This window comes from Aestuariivivens sp. NBU2969, assembly GCF_019931125.1.
Lineage (GTDB): Bacteria > Bacteroidota > Bacteroidia > Flavobacteriales > Flavobacteriaceae > Aestuariivivens > Aestuariivivens marinum.
Genome location: NZ_JAIOUU010000005.1, coordinates 1 through 15,388 on the forward strand (window position 1 = coordinate 1; position 15,388 = coordinate 15,388).

The 15,388-nt window shown below is 36.6% G+C and carries 16 protein-coding genes; 8 read left to right on the forward strand and 8 right to left on the reverse strand.

Annotation, left to right across the window (positions count from 1 at the left end):
- Window positions 1-124: 124 nt before the first annotated feature.
- Window positions 125-754 (reverse strand): 2OG-Fe(II) oxygenase, encoded by a 630-nt coding sequence (locus tag K7G79_RS05350; RefSeq protein WP_223549899.1) that lies wholly within the window; start codon window positions 752-754, stop codon window positions 125-127.
- Window positions 755-890: 136 nt separating this feature from the next.
- On the opposite strand from K7G79_RS05350, the gene K7G79_RS05355 reads away from it, so the two are divergent.
- From K7G79_RS05355 to K7G79_RS05365, 3 genes are all read left to right on the forward strand, one after another.
- On the forward strand, window positions 891-1,343 hold the full coding sequence (locus K7G79_RS05355; protein ID WP_223549901.1) for a 6-carboxytetrahydropterin synthase: 453 nt from the start codon (window positions 891-893) through the stop codon (window positions 1,341-1,343).
- Window positions 1,344-1,478: 135 nt separating this feature from the next.
- On the forward strand, window positions 1,479-2,237 hold the full coding sequence (locus tag K7G79_RS05360; protein ID WP_223549903.1) for a UDP-2,3-diacylglucosamine diphosphatase: 759 nt from the start codon (window positions 1,479-1,481) through the stop codon (window positions 2,235-2,237).
- 31 nt (window positions 2,238-2,268) lie between these two features.
- Window positions 2,269-3,198 (forward strand): PHB depolymerase family esterase, encoded by a 930-nt coding sequence (locus K7G79_RS05365; protein ID WP_223549905.1) that lies wholly within the window; start codon window positions 2,269-2,271, stop codon window positions 3,196-3,198.
- Here the strand turns inward: K7G79_RS05365 and K7G79_RS05370 are convergent.
- The 4 genes from K7G79_RS05370 to K7G79_RS05385 are packed head-to-tail and all read right to left on the reverse strand — an operon-like array spanning window position 3,195 to window position 8,497.
- Window positions 3,195-4,460, reverse strand: coding sequence for an MFS transporter (locus K7G79_RS05370; RefSeq protein WP_223549907.1), 1,266 nt, complete (start codon window positions 4,458-4,460; stop codon window positions 3,195-3,197). The genes K7G79_RS05365 and K7G79_RS05370 overlap by 4 nt on opposite strands.
- A gap of 3 nt (window positions 4,461-4,463) precedes the next feature.
- Window positions 4,464-6,161, reverse strand: coding sequence for a single-stranded-DNA-specific exonuclease RecJ (gene recJ, locus K7G79_RS05375; protein WP_223549909.1), 1,698 nt, complete (start codon window positions 6,159-6,161; stop codon window positions 4,464-4,466).
- Between the two features lie 3 nt (window positions 6,162-6,164).
- Window positions 6,165-8,069, reverse strand: a complete 1,905-nt coding sequence (locus tag K7G79_RS05380) for a peptide-N-glycosidase F-related protein (protein ID WP_223549910.1) — start codon at window positions 8,067-8,069, stop codon at window positions 6,165-6,167.
- 8 nt (window positions 8,070-8,077) lie between these two features.
- Window positions 8,078-8,497 carry an OsmC family protein gene (locus K7G79_RS05385; RefSeq protein ID WP_223549912.1) on the reverse strand — a complete coding sequence of 140 codons (420 nt, stop codon included), beginning with the start codon at window positions 8,495-8,497 and terminating at the stop codon, window positions 8,078-8,080.
- Window positions 8,498-8,554: 57 nt separating this feature from the next.
- On the opposite strand from K7G79_RS05385, the gene K7G79_RS05390 reads away from it, so the two are divergent.
- Window positions 8,555-9,145, forward strand: coding sequence for a carboxymuconolactone decarboxylase family protein (locus K7G79_RS05390; RefSeq protein ID WP_223549914.1), 591 nt, complete (start codon window positions 8,555-8,557; stop codon window positions 9,143-9,145).
- A gap of 117 nt (window positions 9,146-9,262) precedes the next feature.
- Here K7G79_RS05390 and rsmI read toward each other — a convergent pair whose 3' ends face one another.
- From rsmI to K7G79_RS05405, 3 genes are read right to left on the reverse strand one after another with little or no spacing between them, the layout of a single operon-like run.
- Window positions 9,263-9,934 carry a 16S rRNA (cytidine(1402)-2'-O)-methyltransferase gene (gene rsmI, locus K7G79_RS05395; protein ID WP_223549916.1) on the reverse strand — a complete coding sequence of 224 codons (672 nt, stop codon included), beginning with the start codon at window positions 9,932-9,934 and terminating at the stop codon, window positions 9,263-9,265.
- 4 nt (window positions 9,935-9,938) lie between these two features.
- On the reverse strand, window positions 9,939-11,129 hold the full coding sequence (locus K7G79_RS05400) for a DUF5009 domain-containing protein (protein ID WP_223549918.1): 1,191 nt from the start codon (window positions 11,127-11,129) through the stop codon (window positions 9,939-9,941).
- Window positions 11,130-11,140: 11 nt separating this feature from the next.
- Window positions 11,141-11,884 (reverse strand): hypothetical protein, encoded by a 744-nt coding sequence (locus K7G79_RS05405; RefSeq protein ID WP_223549920.1) that lies wholly within the window; start codon window positions 11,882-11,884, stop codon window positions 11,141-11,143.
- A gap of 105 nt (window positions 11,885-11,989) precedes the next feature.
- On the opposite strand from K7G79_RS05405, the gene K7G79_RS05410 reads away from it, so the two are divergent.
- From K7G79_RS05410 to K7G79_RS05425, 4 genes are all read left to right on the forward strand, one after another.
- On the forward strand, window positions 11,990-12,637 hold the full coding sequence (locus K7G79_RS05410; protein WP_223549922.1) for a thymidine kinase: 648 nt from the start codon (window positions 11,990-11,992) through the stop codon (window positions 12,635-12,637).
- Window positions 12,630-13,739 carry an alanine racemase gene (gene alr, locus K7G79_RS05415; protein WP_223549924.1) on the forward strand — a complete coding sequence of 370 codons (1,110 nt, stop codon included), beginning with the start codon at window positions 12,630-12,632 and terminating at the stop codon, window positions 13,737-13,739. Before K7G79_RS05410 ends, alr begins: the two co-directional genes overlap by 8 nt.
- A gap of 70 nt (window positions 13,740-13,809) precedes the next feature.
- Window positions 13,810-14,214, forward strand: a complete 405-nt coding sequence (gene mscL / locus K7G79_RS05420; protein ID WP_223549926.1) for a large-conductance mechanosensitive channel protein MscL — start codon at window positions 13,810-13,812, stop codon at window positions 14,212-14,214.
- 134 nt (window positions 14,215-14,348) lie between these two features.
- On the forward strand, window positions 14,349-15,338 hold the full coding sequence (locus tag K7G79_RS05425; RefSeq protein WP_223549927.1) for an aspartate-semialdehyde dehydrogenase: 990 nt from the start codon (window positions 14,349-14,351) through the stop codon (window positions 15,336-15,338).
- Window positions 15,339-15,388 lie beyond the last annotated feature (50 nt).

A 15,388-nucleotide genomic window follows, 5' to 3' on the forward strand; every position in this document is an offset into this window, starting at 1 on the left:
GAGAACTCTAGAAGATTTTGACCCTTAAAAATATTCATATTTCTATATGTTTACTAATAACAAAGATAGGTGTTTATCTATTGACCTCTATTAATTTAATTCCAAACTCATTCCCCTCTAGACATTATCTCGTTTTTAACCATCCTGTAATACTCAACCGTTCAGTATTTACGAGCTTAACTTCATGCTCAATGATTTGACTTTCAAAAATAACTACCCTCCCAGGTAATGGAAAAATCGCTTTTTCCACTTCATTTAAATACAAGACCAGCTCGCCCCCATTTTCCTTTTGCCAGCCATCTTCATTTAAATAACATACAAATGAAAGTTTACGGCGGTCGTCATTTTGAAAAGTATCGATATGTTTTTTATAAAATGTGCCTTTAGGATAAACGGCATAGTGAAATTCCTTTTGTAAAATTCCTAAAAAACAAGTCTTATTTAAATAGCTAATCAAGTTGTTTATCTTATTAAAAAACAATGACTCACTAGCATTAGCCTTGGTTTCGTCTATCCAAAAAATTAAATCGCCTCGAATAGATTGTTCTATAGTTTCATTTAACCTGTTCCCTATAGCCGCCTTCTTGAAAGCATCATTTTCATAAGTTTTTAAAAGTGCTTCCCGTAATAGATGTACTTCTCCATCTGTAAAAAATCCATCAACAATGCTATATTGCTGTTGGGTTAAATCCGAAATAATACGTTCAAATAACGGATTCTCTACAAAGTCCAGGGACTCAAATAAAAGACTCATAAAAAAACCCATAGATCCTTTATGGGCAAAAGTGCGCAAATGTAATCTAAAAATGCATTCGTAAAACAAAATGACTGTTTTTCCTCTGCAATAACATAAAAATTCATGTACTTTTGTGTTACTAATCTATCAACCAATGAGTGCTATTCGCATAACCAAGCAATTTTCTTTCGAAACCGGGCATGCCCTTTATGGCTATGATGGCAAGTGCAAAAATGTTCACGGACACAGTTATAAGCTTTCGGTAACCGTTATTGGCAAACCTATTACCGATACTGCCCATGTAAAACATGGAATGGTTATCGATTTTGGTGATTTAAAGAAAATAGTAAAGGAAGAAATCGTCAATGTCTTCGATCATGCTACGGTGTTCAACAAGAACACACCCCATGTTGAATTAGCAAAAGAATTGGAAAATCGAGGCCATAATATCTTATTGGTAGACTACCAGCCCACCAGCGAAATGATGGTTATTGACTTTGCTAAAAAAATTAAAACTCGACTCCCAAACCATATAAAATTACACTCCTTAAAGCTTCAGGAAACCGAAAGCTCATATGCCGAGTGGTTTGCATACGATAACATATAGTCTTGGTGAATGCTTATCACAGACTCGCTTTGTTACAACTACTATTATAAATGCTGAACATTGCCAGCCAAGAACTGCTAACTGAATACTGCGGCTGTTTACTATTTTTACGACTTCTTTACTTATATTTACCAAATGCAAATTCCAGAAGGCAAAAAAATATACTTCGCTTCCGATAATCATTTGGGCGCACCAACACGTGAAGACTCCTTGCCTCGCGAAAAAAAGTTTGTGGCATGGCTCGATTTGGTCAAAAAAGACGCCGCTGCTATTTTTTTGTTAGGCGATTTGTTTGATTTCTGGATGGAATATAAAAAAGTGGTCCCCAAAGGGTTTACCAGAACCTTAGGGAAACTGGCTGAAATTAGTGATTCTGGAATTCCCATCTACTACTTTGTGGGGAATCACGATCTTTGGATGAACGGTTATTTTGAGGAAGAACTTAATATCCCCGTGTACCATAAACCCAAGGAATTCACCTTTAACAATAAGACTTTTTTTATAGGTCATGGTGACGGTTTAGGCCCAGGGGATAAAGGTTATAAACGCATGAAAAAAGTGTTTACAAATCCGTTTTGTATATGGCTGTTCCGTTGGTTACACCCCGATTTAGGTGTACGTTTGGCACAATACCTCTCTGTTAAAAACAAACTTATTTCGGGTGATGAGGACATCAAGTTTTTAGGCGAGGATAACGAATGGCTGGTACACTATTGCAAACGTAAATTAGAGAATAAACACCGGGATTATTTTGTGTTTGGTCATAGACACTTACCTCTAAAAATAGACCTTAACCAAAACTCCAAATACATTAACCTTGGCGATTGGATTAGCTACTTTACTTATGGCGTTTTCGATGGCACAACTTTTGAACTTAAGGAATATTCAAACTAAGTCAATAACCCCCATTTGAACATTTTGATTTATGGCTTTTAGATGTATATTATTAATGCTGCTTTTAAAGGTTTACACAGGCTTTTCTCAAAACAAAGATTTTCTTATCCATGATAATTACAAGCGAAGCTACATTACCTATCTTCCCAAAACCTATTCTATAGACAAACAATACCCCTTAATTTTAGTGTTGCACGGCGGTGGTGGTACAGCAAACCAAATTATGCAAAGCACTAAAGCATATTTTAATGTATTAGCTGATAAAAATGGGTTTATTGTTGTTTATCCCAACGGCGTAAAAAAGTCATGGAACGATAATCCTAAACGGGACACTAACAGCTTTTCTAGAAAGAAAAATATAGATGATGTAAGTTTTATAAAGAACCTGATCGAACTGCTCGAATTGAAATATTCCATAAATCCGAAAGCGGTTTTTGCTTGTGGCATATCGAATGGCGGATTAATGTCCCAGACCTTAATCATGTCATTACCTGATAAAATTAAAGCTGTTGGCATGGTCGCTTCTAATTTTGGTAGTATTCAAATTGAAGAATCAAAAAATGTACAGCCATTTTCCATCTTGTTTATTCATGGCACTGCCGATCCAATATTCCCCTATCAGGAAGGGGATATTCAAGTGTTTAATAAAAGTAGAGGTCATGTTCTGGGCATTTATAAAAGCATTGCTTATATGTGCAATCTTAACGGAAATGAAAAGTTTCCTATAAAATTATCTATAAAAAACAAAGCGTTAAATGATAATTGCACAAGTGAACACAGCATTTTCCCCAACCCTAAAAACCCCTATTTAAAAATTGAACTGATTAAGGTTACCAATGGGGGCCACACATGGCCTGGAGCCAAAGAACAGCGATTCATTTCAAAAGTTGTTGGCAATACCACGCAAGATTTTAATGCTTGCGATAAACTTTGGGCTTTCTTTAAAAGCACTATTGATTAACTCTTTTCGTGTGATTCCAAATCTTCCGTCAAATCCAATTTTCGAAACGATGGAGACACCAAGCCTGTTGTTATTACCGTAATTAATGTCATCGTGCCTCCAAAAACAACGGCTGTTACCGTGCCCATAAGTTTGGCGGTAAGTCCACTTTCAAAAGCACCCAATTCGTTAGACGACCCCACAAACATTGAATTTACAGAAGATACCCGCCCTCGCATATCGTCTGGGGTTTTTATTTGTAAAATGGTCTGACGAATGACCATAGAAACACCATCTGTCATCCCACTAAAAAACAGAGCCAATAGAGATATCCAAAATACCGAGGACAGTCCAAAAACAATAATACATACCCCAAACCCGAAAATCGCTGCTAATAGTTTGATGCCTGCGTTTTTACTAATGGGAATATAGGCTGTAATAAGCATGGTTATAAACGCCCCAACGGCAGGTGCCGCTCTTAAAATCCCAAACCCCTCACTACCCACCTTTAGAATATCCTGGGCATAAACAGGTAATAAAGCAATGGCTCCACCAAACAGTACGGCCACCATATCCAAAGTCATGGCTCCCAAAATGGCTTTGGTCTTAAATACAAAACTCAAGCCTTCTTTTAAACTTTGCACAATTGGCTCCCCAATTTTGGGATTAAGTATAGGTTTTCGTTTTATCTGTATTAGAATGATTAAAGACAGTATAACCAGTCCAAAAATGATACAAAGTGACCAGTGTACACCAATCCACCCAATGGCAACACCCCCAAATGCGGGCCCTAAAACGGCCGCCATTTGCCACGTTGAACTATTCCAAGTCGCCGCATTAGGGTAAATTTTTTTAGGTACAATTAGCGCCACTAACGAAAAGATAGTTGGACCAAAAAACGATCGTAAGAACCCTCCAAAGAAAACAAAGGCATAAATGCAGTACAATATGGCTTTGGTAGACCAACCTGAAACAACCTTATCCCAGGTCAATAAAAATAATCCCAAGCTTATTAACGAAAATGCAGCGATACAGGTCATTAATAAATTACGCTTTTCCTTTTGGTCTACAATATGTCCGGCAAATAAAGCCATGGTAAAGGCTGGAATAATTTCCAAAAGACCAATAATACCGAGCGATAAGGGGTCTTTTGTTAAACTATACACCTGCCATTCGATAACTATAAATTGCATAGACCAAGCAAATACCAACACAAAACGTACCAATAAGAAAATATTAAACTCCCTTATACGCAAGGCCGCATATGGATCGGTCTTTAACATAAATTATGCTTTTATATCCCTTAATTTTAATTGCAAACTTTTACGCCCTTGCCATTCATTTTCATCAATGGAATAAACTGCACTAAACGGTTTTTTATTGGAAATAATGTCGAGTTTATCACCCATACCAAAACCGATAGCGACTAAATTTTGATCACTAAGCGTAGTCGAAGTGACATTAAGCCTTAAATGCGCATCGTCTTCACCCACACACTTACCATAACCCGTATCTATAAGATCATCGGTCATAAAAATAGGGGTCATATTACCAGGGCCAAAAGGTGCAAACTGTTTTATGATACGCCAAAGTTTGGAGTCTATTTGTTGTAAATCAATTTTGGCATCGACTTTAATTTCAGGAGTCAATAAATGCTTGTCAATAGTTTTAGAAACTTCATCTTCAAAGGCCTTTTTGAAAGCTTCGTAATGTTCTTCTTTAAGCGTTAATCCAGCAGCATATTTATGGCCACCAAACTGCTCGATATAAGCGTTACAGGCTTCCAAAGCATTATAAACATCGAATCCAGGCACCGAGCGTGCCGATGCGGCTAATTTTTCACCACTTTTTGTAAATACTAATGTAGGTCTGTAATAAGTGTCGGTTAACCGAGAAGCCACGATACCAATAACACCTTTATGCCAAGTTTCGTTATAAACAACAGTAGTATGGCGGTCCTGTTCTTTTTGTGCTTCAATTTGCGCCAAAGCTTCTTCTGTAATTTGTTTATCTGCATCTCGCCTATCGGTGTTAAAAACTTCTATTTCTGCCGCATACTGCTCGGCCAGATTCAAATCTATTTCCATTAATAAGGCAACGGCATAATTACCATGTTTCATTCGTCCAGCAGCATTAATACGCGGAGCAATAATAAACACCACATCGGTTATGGTTAATTCTTGTTTTCTGACTTGAGCTATTAAGGCTTGTATACCAGTTCTTGGTATTTGATTAATGACCTGAAGTCCAAAATAAGCCAACACCCTATTTTCACCAGTAATGGGTACAATATCCGCTCCTATAGCTATAGCCACTAAATCGAGATATGCTGTTAAATCCTCAACTGTTTTTCCTTCTTGAACCGTTAAAGCCTGTACCAATTTAAAACCAACACCACAGCCGCAAAGCTCTTTATAGGGGTAGCTACAATCTCCCCTTTTGGGGTCCAACACTGCTACTGCTTTTGGCAGTTCATTTCCCGGTCGGTGATGGTCGCAGATAATAAAATCGATGCTTTTTTCTTTGGCATAAGCAACTTTGTCTATGGCCTTTATACCACAGTCCAAAGCAATAACGAGTGTAAAACCATTATCATGTGTAAAATCAATACCTTGGAATGAAATACCGTAGCCTTCGTCGTATCGATCTGGAATATAGGTGGCTACATTAGGTGTTCTTGTCTTTAAATAAGATGCCATTAAAGCCACCGATGTAGTTCCGTCTACATCGTAATCACCATAAACCAAAATATTCTCCTTATTGGCAATAGCTTTTTCTATTCGGGCAACCGCCAAATCCATGTCTTTCATTAAGAATGGGTCGTGCAAATCGTTCAAACTCGGCCTAAAAAAACGTTTGGCATCTTCAAAAGTTTGTATACCCCTTTGCACCAACAGTGTTGCTATAATAGCATCGACCTGAAGGGCTTGTTGTAATGCCTCAACCTTATGTAGTTCTGGTTTTGGTTTTAGCGTCCACCGCATATGCTATTCCTTTAATCGGATTCTATTTTTATAGATTTCCTCCCCTTCAACATACACTTTAATATAATAGCGCTGCTTAGGTAAATAGGACAAGTTATAATCCAACGGTCCCTTACTAAAATTATGGTAGTTATGCTCTTCTAAAATTTTAGACTCACTCTCTTGATCAACAATTAATACTTTTACATTTGCTGGCGTATTGGAAAAATAATCTAAAGTAATAGGTCCACTGGTCCTTGCCGGAAAAACGGCAATGGATGGTTTATTGTCTAATTCGTAAGGCATGTCGTCACGCACTGTAAAATAGTAATTGATATGACTGCCGAAATCGGATTTAAACTGTTTTATGGCCCTGCCCAAAGAATCCAATAGTTTCACCTCTCCTCTGCCAGCTCTTGCTTTAAACCAAAATTCCAAGCCATCACCAGCAGTATCGTTAAACTTAAAGTTGTAATTACCAGGGTTCAGTTTTATGGTGTCCAAGTATACCGTGCTTGGTTTCATATCTATACTGTCTTTTTCAAAGGCAATATCCCCGAAGCTGTTTTTAATGGCATATGTATTTTGCCCAGGTTTATTATTGGTTTTATAATATACAATAATAGTTTCTGGTAAAATATTGGGACGTTGGTATGTCGATTGTCCTAGGTTATCAGTAGAAAAAGCATCTCTTTTTCCGTTAGGTCTTTCCAAAGCCACATGAAATTGAGCAGTATCTTTTTTGCTGAAAACTTCAGTTGGTAAAACTATTAAGGTCTCTTCACCAAAACCAACATCTCCTTCCCATTGATATTTTTGAGGTTTTTCTCCTTCCAAATGGTAGACAATAGTCATTTTTTTAAGCGGTTGACTACCATTGTTTTTTACACGAATTACAGGCAAACCTCCAAATGGATTCTTTCTACTGTGCATAACACGTGTCGAGGGTTGAATAATATCTACCAATGTAACATCGTTAGCTGCATTTGCTTTTTCGTATTCAATAACAAAGGCACTTATCAATTCATTTGCACTTGGGTTATCGGTTTGGTAAGGTTCCATATTTAAATCGACAGTAAACGGTTTTGCCGATACAGTATTTAAAAGTACCTCATCGGGCTGCACTAAATACCCTGGACACCAATTGGCTCGGTCAAAAATCCAGGTTCCTGCCTGTGGAAATAATGGATTGTCACCACATTCCATCCATAAATCCTTATGGTCTACTACTTCTCCATTAAAAACTATATCGCGGTACTTACTACAAAACTCCCCACAGCCATTAGCATCCATACCATGGCCGGTTTGGTGAATCTTCATTTTTGAAAAACTGGTATTAGAATTTGCTTTGATGGTTACTGGAACCAAATGGTTTTCAATAGGGTCATTTTCATAACCATATTTATAACTGCCATCATAAATTTTGTGAATGGCAATAGGGTTAGCTATTGGGGTGCCATAGGTAATTTCAAAATCCACGGTCACTTTCCAACCCCGCGTTTTATTATCTTCATAGCCTGAGTGTATATAATCAATCTCTACCTCATTCCTAAGAATCAAACTAAAATCGGTAACATCAACCTGCCATTCAAAACCCCAATCCTTTTGAAAAAAACCGCCATAAGGCGTCAACATACGTGCAATTTCATAAACGGTAGAATCGTTTTTTTGACGCGCTCTTATATGATCTACATAATCCCAATCGGCACAGCGTATACTATCGGGACACTGAAATTTTAAGTTTAATATAATGCTGCGTATGTCTTTAGTCTTTTTAGGAAAAACAGCCCACCTTTTATAACTATTGTTTCCTTTTGAGGGATCTGTAACTATCGTTTCTCCATTATGGGAAATTACATGTGTTTTTTCTTGGGTATGCACAAAACCTATAACCCATAAGCTAAAAATTAAGATATTTAATTGCTTCATTGTAATGTTTATTGGTTAAAAACCGTATTGATTTGAACATCGGCAAACTGGCGAAACATTTCCATTACACCACAATATTTCTCAACCGATAAATCAACAGCTTTTTGTAATTTTTTTTCATTTAGGTTATCCCCATAAAAATAGAAAATCATTGTAACCTTATCATAATATTTTGGGTGCTCTTCAGTAAGATTAGCATCTATTTCGATTTTGAAATCTTCGACTTCCAACTTCATTTTTTTTATAAGACCACCAACATCTATCCCAGAACAACCTGCCAATGCCGATAGCATTAATGCCTTAGGGCGATACCCTTGCCCGTTACCACCGCCATCTAATCCTGCATCTATAAAAAGATTATGGCCCGAAGGATTAGTGCTTTCAAACTTTGTATTGCCCAACCACTTTGTTGTTATATGATTTGTCATTATTTAATTGTTTTTTGTTTCTTGTATGTCTCAAAAATACTATTAAAAAATATAATTATGCCTTTAGTACCTCCTTTATCTGCCGACTATGATTTAGAGACCAAAATGCTTGCTGAATTTTTTAACGAGACTTTGGGATTTTGCCCCAATTCGGTACTCACTATGCAACACCGTCCAGCCATTAGTAAGGCGTTTATTAATTTGAATAAAGCTGTTATGGCCAATGAAGGTAGGGTAACCTCAGCTTTAAAACGCATGATTGCTTGGGTGAGCAGTAATGCTACTGGTTGCCGGTACTGCCAAGCTCATGCTATTCGGGCAGCCGAACGGTATGGTGCCGAACAGGAACAATTGGATAATATTTGGGAATATCGCACACACCCAGCTTTCTCGGAAGCCGAAAAGGCAGCACTTGATTTTAGTTTGGCTGCTAGTCAAATACCCAATGCTGTAGACGAGAACATTAAAAAGCATTTATATAAACATTGGAACGAAGGTGAGATTGTGGAAATACTTGGGGTGATTTCACTCTTTGGTTTCCTTAACCGTTGGAATGATAGTATGGGTACTTCTATAGAAGATGATGCCGTTGAAAGCGGTGAAAAATATTTAGGCAAACATGGATGGAATAAGGGGAAACATACTTAAAACGAAGAGGTCTATTCTGCCAATAGTTTCATTTTTTTTGTTTTATGTTTTGAAATAATTTCTGCTTTTATCTATTACAGAACACCAAAGGTATTAACACGTATATATAGTTTTAAATTATTTTCTCCCTTCAACACAAATTACAATTTCTCCCTTAGGGGGTTTATTAGTAAAATGTTCCAAAACTTCTTTCATTGTGCCTCTAATGGTTTCTTCATATAGTTTAGTGAGCTCTCGAGAGACAGAAACGAGTCTGTCCTCACCAAAATACTCGCAAAAATGAGTCAAAGTTTTAAGGAGTTTATGTGGCGATTCGTAAAAAATCATGGTTCGGTTTTCTTCAGCCAGAAGTTGTAATCGGGTTTGCCGCCCTTTTTTAACCGGTAAAAACCCCTCAAATACAAATTTATCGTTTGGCAAGCCAGAGTTAACCAAAGCAGGTACAAAGGCAGTAGCACCAGGCAAACATTCTACCTCAATATTGTTTTCAATGCAGGCACGGACGAGCAAAAAACCTGGATCTGAAATAGCAGGTGTTCCCGCATCACTTATCAACGCAATAGACTGTCCCAATTTCAGCCTCTGTAAAATAGCATCAACTGTTTTATGTTCATTATGCATATGGTGTGATTGCATATGTGTTGAAATATCAAAATGCTTTAAAAGCTTTCCCGAAGTACGGGTATCTTCTGCCAATATTAAATCGGCATTCTTCAGAACCTCAATAGCCCTAAATGTCATGTCCTTTAAATTACCTATTGGGGTCGGTACAAGAAAGAGTTTGCTCACTAAATTATATTTTAAGTTTGATTTTTAATTTATTTAATATCCATACAATCCCTATTATAGCAAAGGAAAACAACAACGATTTCAATAATCCTATGTTCCCGTTGGTAATACCTTCGGGCAAATACAAAGTTCCTGTCATAATCATGATAGGATAGACAAGATAGGGCATAACATAACAGGTAAGTGTATTTATTCCAGCAATCTTTATAGGTTTTGCCCATATCCTAAAATTAAATTTATCTACAATAATATAAACAATCAAAAAGCTTAAGGCGCTAATACCTATACAAACAGAAATCCATGAAGGGGTAGCCCTAATTTTTGAAAAACCTCCCCAATAGGGCCTCAAGGCAAAGCCATAAACTGTAATTACAGCCGCAAATATGATTGAGCCTGTAATAAATAGATGTGTTTTATTTATTTTTTGGTAGTTTAAAAGCATCCTCCCTATAATCATACCTGCACAAACAGAAGCATGCATAGAAGCACTTACAATTAATTTGAATGGTGTTTGTGTTGCTGAAAAAAACTCCTGAACATTTAATAATTGAAAAACGATAAACGCTATAACCAAGACAAAAAATTTTCCTCCCAAATAGACATAAATTATCACATTAAACAAATAGGCCCAACCAATTAAGCCTAAAATACCCCACCAATGTACTTTCATCCATTCAACATTTGTTGCTAAACCGCCTTGGTATAAAAGGGCTAAAAATATAAAAAGGACTACGCCGGTGCTTTGAAATAGTACAATTGAATTTTTTTCAAGGACTTTAAAAGGTTTATAATTCAACCAAACTAAAAAAATAGCAAAGACCATAATGATTTCCCAAAGGTCTTTGTTTATGATCATTCCCTCAGAATTTATATTTTCAAAATTAACCATAAAAAGGCCCATAATAATTAGTGCAAAAGCCCTTTTGAGAACATGCTTTAAAATAGTAGTATTACTTTGTAGTTTGTCTCGCCTAGATTTAATAGCAAATGGAATGGACAACCCAACAATAAAAAGAAAAGCTGGAAAAATGACATCCGAAAAACCTATACCGTCTTCAAAAGCATCTTTATGCTGTAACCATTCTGGAACAGCTGATAAGGTCCAAAAGTCGTTCACAAATATCATTAAAAACATAACGAGAGCCCTAAAGATATCTATCGAAACAATTCTCTTGGAACCTAAATTTTCTTGCACTTCATAAGGTTTTACTCGTACTTACTTTCAATAATTTCCATAAATCGAGTTTCAAGCTCTTCTTGGTTAAGCCAATTATTGTAATCTGGTTTAACCATATCAAAAATAAACCGTTTAGCTTCGGCATAAGAGCTCGTGGTATTTAATTGAGAAATAACACGTTCGTAATCTTCATTTTTACCATCAAATAAGTGTTTGATAAAAGCAATTTTATCATTAAGCCCAATATTTAACCGCCCTGTTTTTATTTTATCGTTTAACGATTTTTTTTCATTGTTTGAGCCATTATTGATTTTAGAAATTGGTTCAAAAACAGGAGTGTTTTCAAAACCAGCCGTAATTTCCTCTAGGTTACTTTTATATGTTTTTTTTCCAGGAATGGCTTCTTCAAAAACCGTATCAATCTCTTCAACATCATCTGGCATTTGCGATACCATATCCTTAATTTTATTCATTACTGGTTCCATTATCTCGTCGTCTTCAACATCATCTAGATTAATGTAGATTTTATCTTCTACTTCAATATTATCACTTACTTTATTGTTAAAAGCGGTATCTAACATGCCAAAAAAAGAGGAATCGCTACCAATTGTAGGCAAGGCATCTTCAAAATTTTCGTGGGCAAATTTTAAAACTGTTAACTTTTCGTATAATGCAGAGACCTCGGCGTGCATTTTAACCACGTCTTTCTTTCCTTTTAACTTTAAAATTCTATGTGCTATACTTATTAACTCAGACTCAAGCTTCTTCTCCATTATTTTTTATTTTGAAATTAAGCCATTAGGCTTTTGATTTTTAATAAATTTACGCCACCTTTATACAAACGAACAACGGCTTGGTTTTAGTGTTAAATTTACAAAATGTTTCTTGAAAATACTGTAAATCATAAAGAACAATTTGGTTGGATTGAAGTCATCTGTGGCTCCATGTTTTCTGGAAAAACAGAAGAACTCATCAGGCGGCTTAAACGTGCCAAATTTGCAAGGCAAAAAGTGGAGATTTTTAAACCTGTCCTTGATGTCCGCTATGATGAAGAAATGGTAGTGTCTCACGATGCTAACGAAATTCGGTCAACGCCTGTGCCAGCTGCCGCAAATATTCCCATTTTAGCTGATGGCTGTGATGTGGTTGGCATTGATGAAGCCCAATTTTTTGATGATGAAATAGTACGAGTGTGCAACGATTTGGCCAATAAAGGGGTGCGTGTTATTGTCGCAGGATTGGATATGGACTTTAAAGGCAATCCTTTTGGTCCTATGCCCAACTTAATGGCTACGGCAGAATATGTTACCAAAGTACATGCCGTTTGTACCCGAACAGGAAATTTAGCACAATACAGTTATCGAAAGGCAAAAAATGATAGTCTTGTTTTTTTAGGTGAAGTTGAAGAATATGAACCCTTAAGTAGAGCGGCGTATTACAAAGCAACCATGCGGGATAAGGTACGCAATATGAAAGTTCACGATGCCCAAGAGGTTAGCCCTAAAACCAAAGAACCTGATGCCTAAAGCCCAAGAAACTATACTTGAAATCGATTTAAATGCACTCAAACATAATTTTGATCATCTTAAGTCCAAGTTAAAAAAGAACACCAAGTTGCTAGCTGTTGTAAAAGCTTTTGCCTATGGTAGTGATGCCTGTGAAATTGCAAAATACTTGCAAGAACTTCAAGTCGATTATTTCGCGGTTGCCTATGTAAATGAAGGGATAGCTTTAAGAGAGGCGGGTATTAAAACGCCTATTTTGGTACTTCATCCCCAGATTGTAAATTTTACCGACTTAATTTCCCATTGCCTTGAGCCTAGTCTTTACAATGCAACGGTTTTAAACCAATTTATTAAAGTTGCTTCGGCTAAAAACCAAAAGCATTATCCTATACACATTAAATTCAACACCGGATTAAATCGTCTGGGATTTTTGGAAAATGATGTAGATTACGCAGTTTCTAAAATAAATGAAACGGAATCTGTTAAAGTAGTTTCTATTTTTTCACATTTGGCAGCCAGCGAAGACTTAATGGAAAAAAGCTTTAGCCTGAAGCAAATAAATAGTTTTAAGAGTATAACCAAAAAGTTTAATGAAAAAATAGGTTATAAGACTTTGATGCATATATGCAATACCTCTGGAATTTTAAATTACCCAGAGGCGCATTTTGACATGGTAAGGAGCGGCATAGGGTTATATGGTTTTGGAAATTCTAAAACTGAAAGTGCCCATTTAATACCTATTGCTTCTCTAAAAACCATCATTTCCCAAATACATCTTATTAAAAAAGATGAAAGTGTAGGTTACAACCGAGCTTTTAAATCGGAGACTTTTATGAAAATTGCCACCCTGCCCATTGGACATGCCGATGGGATTTCAAGAATTTATGGTAATGGAAAGGGTTTTGTTATTATAAAAGGAGAAAAGGCTCCTATTATTGGTAATGTATGCATGGATATGATTATGGTAAACATTACTGGTATTGATTGCAAAGAAGGGGACGAGGTAATAATTTTTGGCTCCAGTGCCACTTCTGCAGAAGGTTTGGCCGAAGCCGCCAATACCATTTCGTACGAATTGATTACCAGTATTTCTCAACGGGTTAAGCGGATATTGATCAAATAAGTGTTTAACAAATGTTAATTTACCGGCTTTTTTATTTATTTTAGTAAGGTACTAACTAAAAAATATCATTATGCTAAAAGAATTTAAAGAGTTTGCAATGAAGGGCAACTTGGTAGACATTGCCGTTGCTTTTGTTATGGGTGCTGCATTTAACAATGTGGTTAGCTCCTTTACCGGTGGAATTGTTTCTCCTTTAGTTGGACTGATTTTTAAATCGGATTTTAAAGGTTTAAAATGGGTTGTTTCTGAAGAGTCTGTAAATGAAGCTGGAGAAAAAGTAGCAGAAGTAGCCGTGTTGTGGGGAGATTTTGTAACCAATTTAATTGACTTTATCATTGTTGCGTTTGTTATGTTTATGATTATAAAAGGTATTAACAGATTAAAAAAGAAAGAAGAACCTGCACCACCTCCAGCTCCTAAAGGTCCTAGCCAAGAAGAATTACTTGCTGAAATTCGTGATTTATTGAAAAAATAACATAGTGTTAAATATATAACTTTGTGTTATTTGTTGTTAAAAAGCCTTCATTTACTGAAATTTGAAGGCTTTTCATATGGGCAATAGCCTAAATATTCTATAATTTTGTCGCTCAAATTTTAAATGAAACACACATGAAAGTAGCTGTTGTTGGCGCCACGGGTATGGTTGGCGAAGTGATGCTAAAAGTATTGGAAGAGCGTAATTTCCCTGTTACAGAATTAATTCCTGTCGCTTCAGAGCGTTCGGTTGGAAAAACCATATCCTATAAAGGGACCAGTTATAAAGTGGTTGGATTGGAAACTGCTGTTTCCATGCGTCCTGACATTGCTTTATTTTCAGCGGGTGGAGGCACCTCTTTAGAGTGGGCCCCTAAATTTGCCGAAGCTGGCACAACGGTAGTTGATAACTCTTCGGCTTGGCGTATGGATCCGACCAAAAAATTGGTAGTGCCTGAAATTAATGCTCATGTGTTAACCAAAGACGATAAAATTATTGCCAACCCAAACTGTTCAACTATTCAAATGGTTATGGCTTTAAATCCGTTACATAAGGCCTATAAAATGAAGCGTGTTGTGGTGTCTACCTATCAATCGGTTTCAGGTACCGGTATTAAAGCGGTAAGACAATTAGAAAATGAAATCGCTGGTATTGAAGGCGAAATGGCCTATCCTTATCCAATTGGTAAAAATGCTTTGCCGCATTGTGATGTATTTGAGGAGAATGGATATACCAAAGAAGAAATGAAATTGGCTAGGGAACCTCAAAAAATAATGAACGATAGTACATTTTCGGTATCGGCAACTGCTGTTAGAATTCCTACAGCAGGCGGACATAGTGAATCAGTTAACGTAGAGTTTGAAAACGACTTCGATTTATCTGACGTACGCAAGTTGTTAAGTGAAACCCCTGGTGTGGTTGTTCAGGATAATACAGCTACCAATTCTTATCCTATGCCTATTTATGCGCATAATAAAGATGAGGTTTTTGTGGGACGTATTAGACGTGATGAAACACAGCCCAACACTTTAAACATGTGGATTGTTGCCGACAACTTACGTAAAGGTGCTGCGACCAATACCATTCAAATTGCTGAGTACTTAGTTGAGAATAATTTAGTGTAATACGAGCTTTACAGCTTCCTTAAAACTCATAGCCAAATGCTAGGAGTTTT

Bases quoted from the DNA above. Each gene is read 5' to 3' on its own strand.
- K7G79_RS05390 (WP_223549914.1), top strand. From the start codon at position 8,555: ATGCCTTTAGTACCTCCTTTATCTGCCGACTATGATTTAGAGACCAAA.
- K7G79_RS05360 (WP_223549903.1), top strand. From the start codon at position 1,479: ATGCAAATTCCAGAAGGCAAAAAAATATACTTCGCTTCCGATAATCAT.
- recJ (WP_223549909.1), bottom strand. From the start codon at position 6,161: ATGCGGTGGACGCTAAAACCAAAACCAGAACTACATAAGGTTGAGGCA.
- K7G79_RS05380 (WP_223549910.1), bottom strand. From the start codon at position 8,069: ATGAAGCAATTAAATATCTTAATTTTTAGCTTATGGGTTATAGGTTTT.
- alr (WP_223549924.1), top strand. From the start codon at position 12,630: ATGCCTAAAGCCCAAGAAACTATACTTGAAATCGATTTAAATGCACTC.
- K7G79_RS05405 (WP_223549920.1), bottom strand. From the start codon at position 11,884: ATGGAGAAGAAGCTTGAGTCTGAGTTAATAAGTATAGCACATAGAATT.
- K7G79_RS05385 (WP_223549912.1), bottom strand. From the start codon at position 8,497: ATGACAAATCATATAACAACAAAGTGGTTGGGCAATACAAAGTTTGAA.
- K7G79_RS05425 (WP_223549927.1), top strand. From the start codon at position 14,349: ATGAAAGTAGCTGTTGTTGGCGCCACGGGTATGGTTGGCGAAGTGATG.
- K7G79_RS05370 (WP_223549907.1), bottom strand. From the start codon at position 4,460: ATGTTAAAGACCGATCCATATGCGGCCTTGCGTATAAGGGAGTTTAAT.
- mscL (WP_223549926.1), top strand. From the start codon at position 13,810: ATGCTAAAAGAATTTAAAGAGTTTGCAATGAAGGGCAACTTGGTAGAC.
- K7G79_RS05365 (WP_223549905.1), top strand. From the start codon at position 2,269: ATGGCTTTTAGATGTATATTATTAATGCTGCTTTTAAAGGTTTACACA.
- K7G79_RS05355 (WP_223549901.1), top strand. From the start codon at position 891: ATGAGTGCTATTCGCATAACCAAGCAATTTTCTTTCGAAACCGGGCAT.
- K7G79_RS05350 (WP_223549899.1), bottom strand. From the start codon at position 754: ATGAGTCTTTTATTTGAGTCCCTGGACTTTGTAGAGAATCCGTTATTT.
- K7G79_RS05410 (WP_223549922.1), top strand. From the start codon at position 11,990: ATGTTTCTTGAAAATACTGTAAATCATAAAGAACAATTTGGTTGGATT.